The sequence below is a fragment of the Rheinheimera sp. ATLC3 genome (assembly GCF_059429535.1).
The window spans coordinates 2967154-2979889 of sequence record NZ_CM182103.1 but is presented as its reverse complement, the minus strand read 5'-3'; the positions used below and the strand labels follow the sequence as shown (position 1 = coordinate 2979889).

The 12736-nt window shown below is 50.7% G+C and carries 12 protein-coding genes; 7 read left to right on the top strand and 5 right to left on the bottom strand.

Annotated features, from left to right (window positions below):
- The first annotated feature begins 38 nt into the window (after window positions 1-38).
- Genes AC5SV9_RS13705 through dolP form a run of 4 tightly spaced genes read left to right on the top strand, consistent with a single transcriptional unit; the run spans window position 39 to window position 3395 of the window.
- On the top strand, window positions 39-1865 hold the full coding sequence (locus AC5SV9_RS13705; protein WP_475149502.1) for a penicillin-binding protein activator: 1827 nt from the start codon (window positions 39-41) through the stop codon (window positions 1863-1865).
- Window positions 1866-1872: 7 nt separating this feature from the next.
- Complete coding sequence (locus AC5SV9_RS13700) at window positions 1873-2220, top strand: YraN family protein (protein WP_475149504.1); 348 nt, start codon at window positions 1873-1875, stop codon at window positions 2218-2220.
- 21 nt (window positions 2221-2241) lie between these two features.
- Window positions 2242-2823, top strand: coding sequence for an SIS domain-containing protein (locus tag AC5SV9_RS13695; protein WP_475149505.1), 582 nt, complete (start codon window positions 2242-2244; stop codon window positions 2821-2823).
- Complete coding sequence (gene dolP / locus AC5SV9_RS13690; RefSeq protein ID WP_134052312.1) at window positions 2820-3395, top strand: division/outer membrane stress-associated lipid-binding lipoprotein; 576 nt, start codon at window positions 2820-2822, stop codon at window positions 3393-3395. The genes AC5SV9_RS13695 and dolP overlap by 4 nt, the downstream gene beginning before the upstream one ends.
- 71 nt (window positions 3396-3466) lie before the next feature.
- Here dolP and AC5SV9_RS13685 read toward each other — a convergent pair whose 3' ends face one another.
- From AC5SV9_RS13685 to AC5SV9_RS13675, 3 genes are all read right to left on the bottom strand, one after another.
- The gene (locus AC5SV9_RS13685) at window positions 3467-4141 is read right to left on the bottom strand and encodes a DUF599 domain-containing protein (protein ID WP_226766613.1); all 675 of its coding nucleotides are present in this window, start codon (window positions 4139-4141) and stop codon (window positions 3467-3469) included.
- A gap of 28 nt (window positions 4142-4169) precedes the next feature.
- On the bottom strand, window positions 4170-5084 hold the full coding sequence (gene rarD, locus AC5SV9_RS13680; RefSeq protein ID WP_226766612.1) for an EamA family transporter RarD: 915 nt from the start codon (window positions 5082-5084) through the stop codon (window positions 4170-4172).
- Between the two features lie 79 nt (window positions 5085-5163).
- Window positions 5164-5616: a thioesterase family protein gene (locus tag AC5SV9_RS13675; protein ID WP_226766611.1), complete on the bottom strand. Its 453-nt coding sequence runs from the start codon at window positions 5614-5616 to the stop codon at window positions 5164-5166.
- A gap of 147 nt (window positions 5617-5763) precedes the next feature.
- On the opposite strand from AC5SV9_RS13675, the gene recQ reads away from it, so the two are divergent.
- Window positions 5764-7587: a DNA helicase RecQ gene (gene recQ / locus AC5SV9_RS13670; protein ID WP_475149508.1), complete on the top strand. Its 1824-nt coding sequence runs from the start codon at window positions 5764-5766 to the stop codon at window positions 7585-7587.
- Here the strand turns inward: recQ and AC5SV9_RS13665 are convergent.
- The gene (locus AC5SV9_RS13665) at window positions 7557-7862 is read right to left on the bottom strand and encodes a c-type cytochrome (RefSeq protein WP_475149509.1); all 306 of its coding nucleotides are present in this window, start codon (window positions 7860-7862) and stop codon (window positions 7557-7559) included. The genes recQ and AC5SV9_RS13665 overlap by 31 nt on opposite strands.
- A gap of 214 nt (window positions 7863-8076) precedes the next feature.
- On the opposite strand from AC5SV9_RS13665, the gene AC5SV9_RS13660 reads away from it, so the two are divergent.
- Together AC5SV9_RS13660 and AC5SV9_RS13655 are read left to right on the top strand one after the other, a co-directional pair.
- Window positions 8077-10941, top strand: a complete 2865-nt coding sequence (locus AC5SV9_RS13660) for an EAL domain-containing protein (RefSeq protein ID WP_475149511.1) — start codon at window positions 8077-8079, stop codon at window positions 10939-10941.
- A gap of 120 nt (window positions 10942-11061) precedes the next feature.
- On the top strand, window positions 11062-11667 hold the full coding sequence (locus tag AC5SV9_RS13655) for a YkgJ family cysteine cluster protein (RefSeq protein WP_475149512.1): 606 nt from the start codon (window positions 11062-11064) through the stop codon (window positions 11665-11667).
- A gap of 46 nt (window positions 11668-11713) precedes the next feature.
- On the opposite strand, the gene AC5SV9_RS13650 is transcribed toward AC5SV9_RS13655, so the two are convergent.
- Window positions 11714-12736: a zinc-binding alcohol dehydrogenase family protein gene (locus AC5SV9_RS13650; protein ID WP_475149515.1), complete on the bottom strand. Its 1023-nt coding sequence runs from the start codon at window positions 12734-12736 to the stop codon at window positions 11714-11716.

Sequence of the window (12736 nt, the reverse complement as noted above, 5' to 3'; positions counted from 1 at the left end):
TAAGATAAGACCATTGTTTCGCTATGGTACTGTGCATTGTGACTTCCAGCAAATTTAAGCCCGCTTTATTTCTCTGCCTCAGTGGTATTCTGGCCGGTTGTGCACAAGGCCCGGCAACAGCCCCCCGGTCGTCAGTCGACACACCTGCGGTGAACAAAACAGATGAGCAGCCATATTCTGCCCGAGAGCTGTACCAGCTAGCCCGCAATTATCAGGCTGAACCGCAACATTACCACCTGCTAAAAGCCGCCAGCCAGGCGTTGGCAGAAGAAGATTACCTGCTGGCGTTGGCAATCACTGAAAACCTGAAACAAAGCCCCTATCCATTGGTCAGACGCCAGAATATGCTGCCAAGGCTAAAAGCCTATCTTGCCACACGCCAACAACACAGCCTGATGCAGCTGTTGGACAAGATTGAACTGGATCAGATAGCCGAGTCGGACCGAGCTGAATTTCTGTGGCTTGCCGGCCAGTATCAAAGCCAGCAACAACGCTACTTAGCTGCCTGCCGCAGCTTGTTATTGCTGGAACAGCAAGACGGCGCTTTACAGAACTTTCCACAATATCCGGACCTGTTGTGGCAAAACCTGTCAGCGCTGAGCGACAGTCAGTTAGAAGGTTTACGAACAGGAGCCGATTACAACACGGCTGGCTGGCTGAATCTGGCACTGCTAAGCCGGCGTTATATTGGTCAGCCTGAAGCTTTACAACAAGCTTTCGCTGACTGGCAACGCCGCTATCCGACGCTGCCGGCACTGTCGCAGCTGCCTGATGCTGTGCGCCAGTTAATCAACCTGACACCTTACCAGCCCAAACGCATAGCGGTGTTACTGCCACTACAAGGGCAATTCCGGCCACATGCCCAGGCCATTCAGTATGGCATTCTGGCAGCGGCAAGCAGTAAGCAAGCGACCTCGCTGGTATTTATAGACAGCCAGCAGTCGCCAGAAGCCATGCAACAACAAATTGAGCAGGCTCAGGCCGAGTTTGTCATTGGCCCACTGTTAAAAGATCAGGTAGACAATGTCAGTAAAGTCGATAACTGGGCATGGCCAACGCTGTTTTTAAACAGTAAAGACAATAACATCACTAAGGCTGAACAATTCTATTTTGCGCTGAGCATGGAAGACGAAGCCAGTCAGATGGCTCAACTGTTTGCCCAGAAAAATTACCGCCGGCCAGTCGTGATAAGTTCTGCCAACAATGTCAGCGTGCGCATGCAGCAGCACTTTGCCGCCGAGTGGCGCAAGCTGGGCAATGACGCACCGGAAATGCATCAGTTCAATAGCAAAGAAGAGCTGGAAACCCTGATTAACAGCCTGCTGGAAACTGACCGCAGCCGCGACAGGGTAAAGCAAATAAGCTCGCTACTGCCACAGAAACTGGAGGCCGACCCGCATAGCCGGCTGGATATCGATGCCATTTACCTGATTGCTGATCCGGTGCAAACCCGGCTATTTAAGCCCTTTGTCGACGTTTCAGTCAGTCAGACCGCCCCCAGGCTGCCGGTTTACGCCAGCTCGCGCAGCCACAGTACCAGCCTGGATAGCACCGATCAGCGCGATTTAAACGGTTTAACCTTTACTGAAATGCCTTGGATGCTGGCAGAGCAAGGCAGCGTTGAACTGCGTCAGCAATATCAGCAATTATTTGCTGATCAGGACGAAACACTGCAGCGTCTGTTTGCAATGGGGTATGATGCTTATCAGCTGGTTGGTAGCCTGCGCCAGCAACAGCAGTTGCCCGCTACCGTGTTTCCGGGGCTAACCGGGCAGTTAAGGCTTACGCCAGAAGGTAGCATAGTGCGTCAGCTTAGCTGGGCCAGCTATCGCAACAACCGGTTAAGACCGGTACAGGAACCCTAAACCCGGCATGAATAACCTTGGGCAGCAGTATGAACAACTGGCACTGCAATATCTGCAACGTCAGGGGCTGCGGCTGATACAACAAAACTTCCAGTGTAAGGCCGGTGAAATTGATCTGGTGATGCAAGATGGCGGCTGTTTGGTGTTTGTAGAAGTTAAATACCGCGCCAGCAGTGCATTTGGTGGCGCAGCAGCAGCGGTAACCTTTAGCAAACAGCAGAAGCTGCTACGTACCAGCCGCTGGTATCTGCAGCAGCACCGGCTGACCGAACAAGCCTGCCGGCTTGATGTTCTGGCCATTGAAGGCCAGCCACCCTATCAGTACCAATGGATAAAAAATGCCATTACCCAGTAGAACAACCCGCAGGACAGTCTGATGCAAGAGCATATCCGTCAGCTTTTTAGTGAAAATATCCAAACCATGATCGCGGCAGGCGAGAGTCTGGCGTTGCCACTGGAAAATGCCGCCTTTGTTATTGTCAACAACCTGGTCAGTGGCGGCAAAGTCATCTGTTGTGGCAATGGCGCCACTGACGCGTTGGCGCAGCACTTCTCGCAATTGTTACTTGACCAGTTTGAAACAGAGCGCCCGTGCTTACCGGCAGTCGCGTTGCAAAGCCATAATCACAGCCTGCAACACAGCCATCAACAGGATTATCTGGCCAGGCAGATTAAAGCGCTGGGCCTAAGCAATGACGTTTTACTGGTGATCTCATTAACTGGCAGCGAACCTGAGCTGATTAAAGCGGTCGAAGCAGCACTGACCAACGATATGAAAATTATTGCCCTGACCGTTGATGGCAGTGGTGAGCTGTCGGGCTTGCTGAATCAGCAGGATGTTGAGCTGAAAGTGCCCGCGCACCGCCAGTCACGTATTTTCGAGTGCTACACCTTTTTACTGCACAGTTTGTGCGAACTGATTGATATGACATTATTTCCACAACAGGAAGACTTATGAACACAGTAAAATTTATTTGCGCCTGCACACTGCTGGCACTGTTGCAAGGCTGCGCCGCAGCCGTGGTTGCCGGCGGCGCTACGGCAGTAACAGCGGCGAACGATCGCCGCACACTGGGTGCCCAGATTGACGATAAAAACGTCGTGTTAAAAGCGCAGCGCGCGCTGGCTGATCATCCTGCCACTGCAGAGGGCAGTAATATTAACGTCACCAGCTATAATGGCGTGCTATTGCTGACCGGCCAGACCGCCAGCGAGCAAATCCGCCAGCAGGCTCAGGCATTAGTCAGCGGTATTGATGGTGTGCGTGATGTGCAAAACCAGATCCGGCTGGGTAACAACACCGCTATGACCACCCGCACCCGTGACGGCTGGATATCTACCAAAGTGAAAAGTCAGTTGCTGGCCGATGAGCAGGTGAGTGGCCTGAATATCAAAGTGATCACAGAAAATGCCGAAGTGTTTTTAATGGGTATCGTCAGCGAGCAGGAAGCCGCTAAAGCAGTTGACATAACCCGCCATGTTGAAGGTGTATCACGGGTGATTAAAGCCTTTGAGATCCGCAGCAACTAACTGAGCAAGGCGTTACTGACTACAACAACGCAGCCGCTTAACACTGGCTGCGTTTTTCTTTGCAGTTATTATCAGCACTCCTGCAGGGCTTTTAGCACTTTAGAGTGAAATTCGCGCTGCTTCATCACCAGCATAACCACAACCGCGGCCACCATAAATAAAATCGGATCGATAAACCACGCCAACGCTGATAACGAAAAATAGATTGAACGCAAACCATAATTGAACGAGTGACCGGCCTGATCAATCACCTTTGACGCGCGGTTTGCATACAGTTGCTGCTCTTCGGTGGCCATGTCACGCCCGTCGGGTGCAGCGCCGATTAATACCCCGCAAAAACCGTACTGACGCAACGACCAGGTGAACTGAAAAAAGGCGAACACGAACACAAACGCCAGCAACAGTAATTTTATCTGCACCAGGCCTTCGGTATAGGTTGCCCACGGCACCAGATTCGATAACATCAGGCTGAGCTTTTCGGATGAGGTCATCGCGGTCAGTAAGCCTGCCAGTATCAGCAAAGTGCTGGATGCAAAAAACGTTACATTACGCTCAAGCGTAGAAATAAGCCCGACATCGGCCATTTTGTTGTCGCGCTGCAACATGCGTTGCATCCAGTCATTACGCTTGCGTCTGAGTTCAAACGATAAACAACTGACCACCTTGGCCCGTTGCTTGGCAAACAGCGTATAGCCTACCCAGAGGCTGAAAAACCAGATCACTGCAATTAAATCAATTAAGCTCACCGTCACTTCCTTCTGTTTTCGCGACCCACTACCCGCTTCTGGCCAGCGCCTGACGCCGGCTAAAACGATTGAACTGCCAGGCATCCAGCGTGTAGAAAAACAGCGCCAGCCAGATCAGCGCAAATGTTAGCAAACGCTCTGACGCAAAAGGTTCATGGTATAACCAAACGCCAAATACAAACATACAACTTGGGCCAATGTACTGAAAGAACCCCATGGTAGATAACTGCAAGCGCCGTGCACCAGCAATAAAACACAATAGCGGTACTGTGGTCACCAGGCCAGCCGCGACCAGATAAACATTTAACTGCCAGCTGTTATGCAATAAATTTGCTGCGCTACTGTCAGCATGCTGACTCCAGAACCATAATGCCAGCGGCAGTAGCAGTAAAGACTCCAGAAATAAGCCACTGATGGCATCAACAGCCAACTTCTTGCGCATCAGGCCATAAATGGCAAAAGAGCCCGCCAGAGTCAGCGCTATCCAGGGTAAAGAGCCAAAAGTGATCAGCTGGATAAGCACACCGCTTAGCGCAAGAGCGACGGCAGCCCATTGCAATTTGCGCAGGCGTTCATTTAAAAACAGCATGCCAAGCAGGACATTCAGTAAAGGGTTGATGTAATAGCCCAGGCTGGCATCCAGCATATGGTTACTATTCACCGCCCAGATAAACAGCCCCCAGTTACCACCCAGTAGCAAAGCGCAAAGTAGCAGCCAGGCCAGCATTTTAGGTTGCCTGACCACAGCCATCAGCTTTGCTGACTGCTTTAAGGCCAGGATCAGTAACAACAGCAGTACAAAAGACCAGACAATACGGTGCAACAGTATTTCTGTCGCCGGAATAAAATCGATCTGTTTAAAATACAACGGGGCTAAGCCCCACAGGCTATAGGCGCTGGCAGCAAAAATACCACCGAGTTTTTGTTCGCGGCTTAATGACATCGGGCAGGCTCCGGTAAACGAGAGGCCATTATACGCCTGATGCCATTAACTGTGCAGCGCACTTAACGGCAAAAAAGCGTCAGCCAACTAAATAAGTGCCGGTCCCCAGCGCAATGTGCATGCCCTGCTCGTTGTGCAGCTCCATCCTGCACACTGCCACTTTGTTGCCTGCCCTGATAACACGGGCGGTAGCAATAAAACGCTCTCCTCGCCCCGGACGTAAATAGTCAGTGCGGATATCTATGGTACTCATTTTACCAAGCCGCTCGGCAAGCTCTGCCGGTGCAACATCCGCTAAGCGTCCCAGCGCGCTGGACACTGCCATTATGCCACCTGCAACATCTAGTACAGAGGCAATCACGCCGCCGTGCAGAATTTTTTGCAGCGGATTACCTATCAGTTGCTCAGACCAGTCAAAGCACACTTCGACCCCTTCTTCTGCGAAACGGGTCACTTTTAATCCGAGCAGACGGTTAAACGGCATTTGATCAAAAGCCTGGGTAATCATTGGTAGTAACGGGCTGTTATGCATGGAATTCTCACTGGTAAGACCTTTGGTCGGACTGCTTCAGTCTACCGCACGCTTCGTCACAGGCAAGTATTTACGCCAATTTGTTGTTTCTGTACCCTGCGTTTCCCTTTAGAATGGCGGCTTATTTTTTCTGACAACTGGTTTTACGTGACAGACGATTTACTGCCCCTGCTAAAACAAGCCTTCGGTTATAGTGAGTTTCGCGATGGCCAGCCTGAGATCATCCGCGTTGCGCTGCAGGGACAGGACAGCTTTGTATTAATGCCGACAGGGGGTGGTAAATCTTTATGTTACCAGTTACCCGCACTGATGCTGCCTCAGGTAACCATTGTTGTTTCGCCGCTAATGTCGCTGATGAAAGATCAGGTTGACTCACTGCAGGCAAACGGTATCGCAGCCGAATTTGTCAATAGCAGCCAAAGCCGTGAGCAGGTGCTGCAGGTATTTGCCAGATTACGGCGCGGCGAGCTCAAATTACTGTATGTAGCACCAGAGCGCCTGTTGCAACCTCAGTTTCTTGAACGGCTGCAAGATGTTGGCGTCAGTCTGTTTGCGATTGATGAAGCGCATTGTATTTCGCAGTGGGGTCATGATTTCCGGCCCGACTACATGGCGCTGGCACTGTTGAAGCAACGTTTTCCCCATGTTCCCGTGATGGCCCTTACGGCCACAGCTGACAGCGCAACCCGGCAGGACATTGTACAGCAGCTCAATTTGCAGCAACCTTATATTTACCAGGGCAGCTTTGACCGGCCCAATATCCGCTATACGGTACAGGAAAAGTTCCGGCCGCTGGAGCAACTGGTCAGCTACCTGCAGCAGCAGGAAGGTACCAGCGGCATTATTTACTGCGGTTCAAGACGCAAAGTTGATGAACTGACGGAGCAGCTAAAACAACGTGGTTATAATGCGGCAGCTTATCACGCCGGCATGAGCAGTGATGAGCGAGGTACGGTACAGGACGCGTTTAAGCGTGACGACTACCAATTTATTGTGGCGACAGTTGCTTTTGGTATGGGTGTCAATAAATCCAACATCCGCTTTGTTGTGCACTTTGAGCTGCCACGCACTATCGAAGCGTATTATCAGGAAACCGGCCGTGCCGGTCGGGATGGCGTTGCCGCTGAAGCGTTGCTGCTGTTTGACCCGGCAGATATCGGCCGGATGAAACGCCTGCTCGATGCAGAAGAAGATATACAGCGGGCCGAAGTAACCTGGCAGCGCTTTCTGGCGATGGCAGCCTTTGCTGAGGCCCAGACATGCCGGAGACTGGTGCTGCTGAATTACTTTGGTGAGCCCCGCCAGACCCCCTGCGGTAACTGTGATACCTGCCTGCAGCCACCACAGCAGTTTAATGGCACAGAGCTGGCGCAAAAAGCCTTGTCCTGTGTTTATCGGGTAGGCCAGAGTTTTGGTATGCACCATGTAATAGAGGTATTGCGTGGCGGCCTGAGCCAGAAAATTACTGAGCTAAAGCACGACAAATTATCAACCTGGGGCATTGGCAAAGAGTTAAGTCACGATTACTGGCTCAGCATACTGCGCCAGCTTATTCACTGCGGTTTACTGCAGCAGGACATTACCGCGCATTCGGTATTAAAGCTGCAGCCGGCAGCCCGGGCAGTACTGCGTGGTGAAAATACCCTGTCACTCGCGGTACCACGGTTACAAAGTGTCAAACGTGAACCAGAGCGTTTGACTAAGCAACAATACGACCGGGCATTGTTTGCAAAGCTAAAAGCCCTGCGCAAGCACATTGCCCAGCGCGATGATGTACCGCCTTTTGTCGTCTTCAGTGACGCCAGCCTGATAGAGATGAGTCAGCAGTTACCGACAGACAACCGCAGCCTGCTGGCGATCTCCGGTGTCGGCCAGACCAAGCTGGCACGCTACGGAGCAGATTTTATTGCAGAAATAAGCGATTATCTGGCGGCGGATAATCAGCCTCCGGCCGGTAAGCTGGCAAAATAAGCCGCGATATTCTCTACATCGGTGTCGGTCAGGCCGGCGGCCATTGGCGACATAATCGGGTTCTTCCGTTCACCATCGCGGTACGCTTTAATAGCACTTTGCAGATACTTGACTTTCTGGCCGGCCAGATTCGGATAATCAGGAATAACAGAAATACCATTGGCGCCATGGCAGGCTGCGCATACTGCGGCTTTAGCTTTGCCGGCATCGAGATCTGCAGCGGTTGCTGCGCCAGATAGCAACAGCAAACTTAATCCCAGTATCAGATTTTTCATATCAACTCCCCGTAAAATGTAGTGTGGTGTAAATATCGTTTATTCTAGTTATACCCTAAGTTACTGATCCCGCATACAGGATAAATATCCTACCGCTTATTTGCAGCCGACAGTGAAAATGAGCAGTTTTTTCTACTGACACCTTAACGGGCTGTATGTTACTGTTTAGCCAGCAATTCATTAACAATTAAATGTGTTTCAGGGAGTATAACGCGTGAGAGTAGCCAAGCATGGAGTTTTACTGCTGTTATGGTTGCTCAGTTGCAATGTATTTGCTTTTCATGCACAGGTAAACGCCTTAGCAGATAAGCCGTTTGGGCGCCAGTCACTGCATCAGGTCTATTTCCAGGTAATTCCAGCTGACAAAACGATAGACGACCTGCTGGCCGACCCGCTTTATCACCACAGCTTTCAGATATTGACACCTGCTCAGCGTCTGTTGTTCAGCGAACATCAGGCAGTATGGTTATTTGCGCGGTTAAAAAACAGTGGCAACCGAGTACTGCATACTGTGCTGGAGTATGAATTTCCGCTGGCCGATAAAATTGAAATTTATCAGGTAGACCGTGAACATCAGGATGTCAGGCTGTTAAGCCGCACAGGCAACGACTATCCATTCAGCGAGCGTGCCCTGCCTTATCGCAGCTTTGCCGCCGCCATCACACTGGCGCCGGATGAAGAAGCAGACGTATTCTTTAAAATTCAGGATGCGGCAGTAATACCCAGCGAGCTTAGGCTATGGCAAGCAGACCACTTCAGCGCAGCTAAACAGCGCCAGGCCATGGTTGATGGCTTGCTACAAGGTTTTCTGCTGTTGCTTGCGCTGTACAACCTGATACTGCTGGCACAAACCGGGGCACGGCACTATCTGTATTTCGCCGGCTTTTTTGTCAGCTTTGCGCTGACAATAGCAGTACTTAACGGCATGGCGTTTGCGCTGTTATGGCCGGGTTACCCGGAGATCAATCAAGCCATTTTATATATAGTGGTTGGGGTAAACTTACTGTGCCTGAACCTTTTTGTGCGTTATGCAGTGCAGACGCTGTCTGGCAGCTGGTGGCACCTGAGTAACCATATCAGTAATTTCGTTGCGCTGTTGCTATTGTTCAGTCCGCTGTTTGCCGGAGGCCAGCTCAGGCTGTATCTGCTGTTTTTTGCGATATGCTGGGTGCTTGGCAGCAACCTGCTGCTGGCATTTCGTTTAAGCTTACAAGGCCATCCGCAAGCACGAAGTTTTGTTTGGGCCTGTGTCTTTATTATTATTTGTGCGCTGTTGCTGACGCTGAGCCAGGCGGGATATCTGCACGCCGATTTTAACTGGTCATATATTCTGTTTTCACTGGTCTTGCTGTGTCTGGCACTGACCAGCTTCAACCTGCACAAATTTCAGTTAAAACCTGTAGCGTCATCAGCCACACTGGCTGAGCTGCAGAACTATCACGATATTTTCCACAATGCGGTTGAAGGCATGTTCATCACGACAATTGATGGTCGCCTGCTAAGCGCAAACAGTGCCTTACTGCATATTCTCGGTTATCAGAACGAAGAACAGTTAAAGCAGGCCATCGCCGGTGATGGTATGGCACGCTTCTACGCCGACCCCGGCCAGTATCAACATGTGTTGCAACAGTTAGAACTGGGCAGCCGGAAGCGTTTTGAAATACATGGTCTGCGGGCCGATAATAGCCCGTTCTGGGCACTGATGTCGGTGTGTCTGACGCAGTCTGAGCAGGATAGACAAGCCTTTATTCATGGTTCTGTAATTGATATTACTGAACAGAAACTGGTGCACGAACAGCTGGCGTATCTGGCAAACCATGATGCGCTGACTGCGCTGTATAACCGCTATTATTTTGAACAGCAGTTGCAGAGCCTGTGCGAGCAGCCCGGGGTGGGCAAAGGCAGTGTGCTCTATATCGACGTAGACAAATTCCGCCTGATTAACAGCAATTACAGCCACAGCGCGGCAGATGCGCTGTTAAAACAACTGAGCGAAGTGCTGAAACAGGCCGCGCATCACAATGGCCCGCTGGCGCGGCTCGACAGCGATGAGTTTGGCATTTTGCTGGCGGGTAAAAATGCTAACGAAGCGTTTTCGCTGGCATACCGCCTGCTGGATGCTGTACGTGAATTTCGCTTTATCTGGCAGGATAGCATTCACAGCATCAGTATTTGTATCGGTATTGCAGAGATCCAACCGACAGATAGCTCTGCAGAAATTATTCTGAAAAAGGCGGAGACCGCCTGCAATATCGCCAAAGACAAAGGCGAAAACCGCATACAGTTATTTGACAGCACCGATCAGGATACGCAGCGACATCAGGCTGAAGTCAGCTGGGTAACACAACTGCGCCAGGCAATACAGGAAGACCGTTTTGTCATTTATCAGCAACCGATACAAGCATTGACGCAGCCAGCAGCAGGTTTACATTACGAGCTGCTACTGCGCCTGCAAGACGATACCGACAATCTGACGCCACCGGCCAGTTTTATCGCCTCTGCGGAGAGATATGGCCTGATGCCACAAATTGACCGTTGGGTGATTCGGCATTATTTTCGTTGGTTGCAACAGCACAGCTCTCATTTAGATAACCTGCAACTGTGTCATATTAATCTGTCTGGCAGCTCTTTGCTTGATCCGGCATTTACGCAGGACGTGCAGCAAATGTTTGAACACTTCGCCATTCCGTTCAGCCGTATCTGTTTCGAGATAAGTGAAAGTGTGGCGCTGGTGAATCTGCAAAGCACACTGGCTTTTATTGAACACTTTCGCGGCCAGGGCTGCCTGATTGCGCTGGATGATTTTGGCAGTGGCTTTTCATCATATAGCTATCTGAAACAGTTTCCGGCCGACTTTATTAAAATTGATGGCCACTTTGTCCGCGATCTGCTCGATGACCACTATGACAAAGCGATAGTGAAGTCGATACACGAAGTCGCCCGGGCGATGGGCTTGCAATCTATTGCCAAGTTTGCCGAAAACGATGATATTTTGCTGGCGCTGAAGATGGTCGGTATCGACTATGCCCAGGGCTATGCCATAGCCCGGCCCTCTCCGCTGACAAATATGATGGATTAAAAATATATTTTCACTGCCCTATTGCTGACAGATTAATCAACTCAGTAGAATGCTGCAGCGGCACCTCGCCGTTTCTAAACAGGCAAACCTAAATTAATAGTTATTTCGTTCGGAGTCTTTATGCAACGGCTGCGTGAGTTATCGCGTCGTGTTGAGGCTGTGTATGGCGAAATAGCGGAAACATTTTCAGCTTACCAACAACAGTACGGCCTTAATTGTCGTTCTGGATGCGGTGAATGCTGTTTGCAACCGACGATAGAAGCAACGGTACTGGAAATGATCCCGCTGGCGTTACACTTGTTCGATCAAGGTAAAGCGGAACAAACACTGACACAACTCGAAGAGTTAACACAGCCCCAGGGCTGTTTTTTTTACCAGAAGCTGTCTTTTGACGGCAAACAGGGCCAGTGCAGCGTTTATCAGCACAGGCCAAGCATCTGCCGGTTGTTCGGCGCGGCAGGTTATCGTGACAAGCAGGGAAAAACGTCGCTATCAGTATGTAAGGTCATAAAGGCAGACCGGCCACAACCTTATCAGGACACACTGATCGCGATGCAGTCTGATCCTCCGCCAATGATGATCATGGCGAAAGAGCAGGTAAATGAGCTGGACTATGAACTGGGCAAACAGCATCTGCCTATTAATGACGCGCTAAAGCAAGCATTAGAAAAAGTACTGTTTAAAGCCTGGTATAGTGGCTTTAATGACGACCAGCAAATCGCCTGATGGTTTTGCCCCAGCCGCCTTCTGCGGTGGCTGGGGTATTGCTGTATCAATTCCAGCCTGCAAGCACTACCTTACCAATCGCTTTGCCGCTTTCCAGTAACTGATGTGCTTTACGCAAGTTAGCTGCATTGATTGTACCCGCTACCTGATTCAATGTGGTTTTAACCTGCCCCTGCTGCACCAGCCGGCTCAAGTCCGTCAATAACTGATGCTGAGCAATCATGTCTGGCGTAGCAAACATGGCGCGGGTAAACATAAACTCCCAATGCAAAGAGATACTCTTTTGCTTCAGCGGCATAATATCAATACCACCGGCCGGGTCATCAATCAACGCCAGCTTGCCTTGCGGTGCCAGTAGCTGCACCAGCTCAGCATAATGCTGATCGGTATGCGTTAAACTGGCAACATGGCTCACACAATCCAGATCCAGCTCTTTTAACTGAGCGGTTAAAGGCTGGCTGTGATCCAATACATAATGAGCACCCAGATCGGTGACCCACTGTTTGGTTTCTGGCCTGGATGCAGTCGCGATAATAGTTGCTGTTGTCAGCTGCCTGGCAAGTTGAATTAACACTGAGCCAACACCACCTGCAGCACCGGTGATCAGTAATACCGGGCGCGGATGCTTTAAGCTGGGTTGCTGAATTTCCAGCCGGTCAAACAGCAGCTCCCATGCGGTAATGGCTGTCAACGGCAAGGCCGCCGCTTCTGCATAGGTCAGGCATTCAGGCATCAGTGCAACAATACGCTCGTCAACCAGTTGATACTCACTGTTGCTGCCCGGACGTGTCAGTGAACCGGCATAAAATACTTTATCACCCGGTTTAAACTGGCTGACATCTTCACCCACTGCCACCACTTCGCCTGCAGCATCCCAACCTAAGACTTTATACTGACCGGCTTCAGGCTCTGCCCGCAGGCGCACCTTAGTATCAACCGGATTGACCGAAACCGCCTCTACCCGCACCAAAATATCACGCCCACTGGCCACTGGCTGGGGTAACTCTATATCCTGCAATGCCTTGTCATCTGTTGCTGGCAACGACTGCTGATAACCTACTGCTTTCAT

What these genes read in the sequence shown, in the direction of transcription:
- AC5SV9_RS13700 (WP_475149504.1), top strand. Translation starts at nt 1,873, where the DNA reads ATGAATAACCTTGGGCAGCAGTATGAACAACTGGCACTGCAATATCTG.
- AC5SV9_RS13695 (WP_475149505.1), top strand. Translation starts at nt 2,242, where the DNA reads ATGCAAGAGCATATCCGTCAGCTTTTTAGTGAAAATATCCAAACCATG.
- dolP (WP_134052312.1), top strand. Translation starts at nt 2,820, where the DNA reads ATGAACACAGTAAAATTTATTTGCGCCTGCACACTGCTGGCACTGTTG.
- rarD (WP_226766612.1), bottom strand. Translation starts at nt 5,084, where the DNA reads ATGTCATTAAGCCGCGAACAAAAACTCGGTGGTATTTTTGCTGCCAGC.
- AC5SV9_RS13675 (WP_226766611.1), bottom strand. Translation starts at nt 5,616, where the DNA reads ATGCATAACAGCCCGTTACTACCAATGATTACCCAGGCTTTTGATCAA.
- AC5SV9_RS13665 (WP_475149509.1), bottom strand. Translation starts at nt 7,862, where the DNA reads ATGAAAAATCTGATACTGGGATTAAGTTTGCTGTTGCTATCTGGCGCA.
- AC5SV9_RS13655 (WP_475149512.1), top strand. Translation starts at nt 11,062, where the DNA reads ATGCAACGGCTGCGTGAGTTATCGCGTCGTGTTGAGGCTGTGTATGGC.
- AC5SV9_RS13650 (WP_475149515.1), bottom strand. Translation starts at nt 12,736, where the DNA reads ATGAAAGCAGTAGGTTATCAGCAGTCGTTGCCAGCAACAGATGACAAG.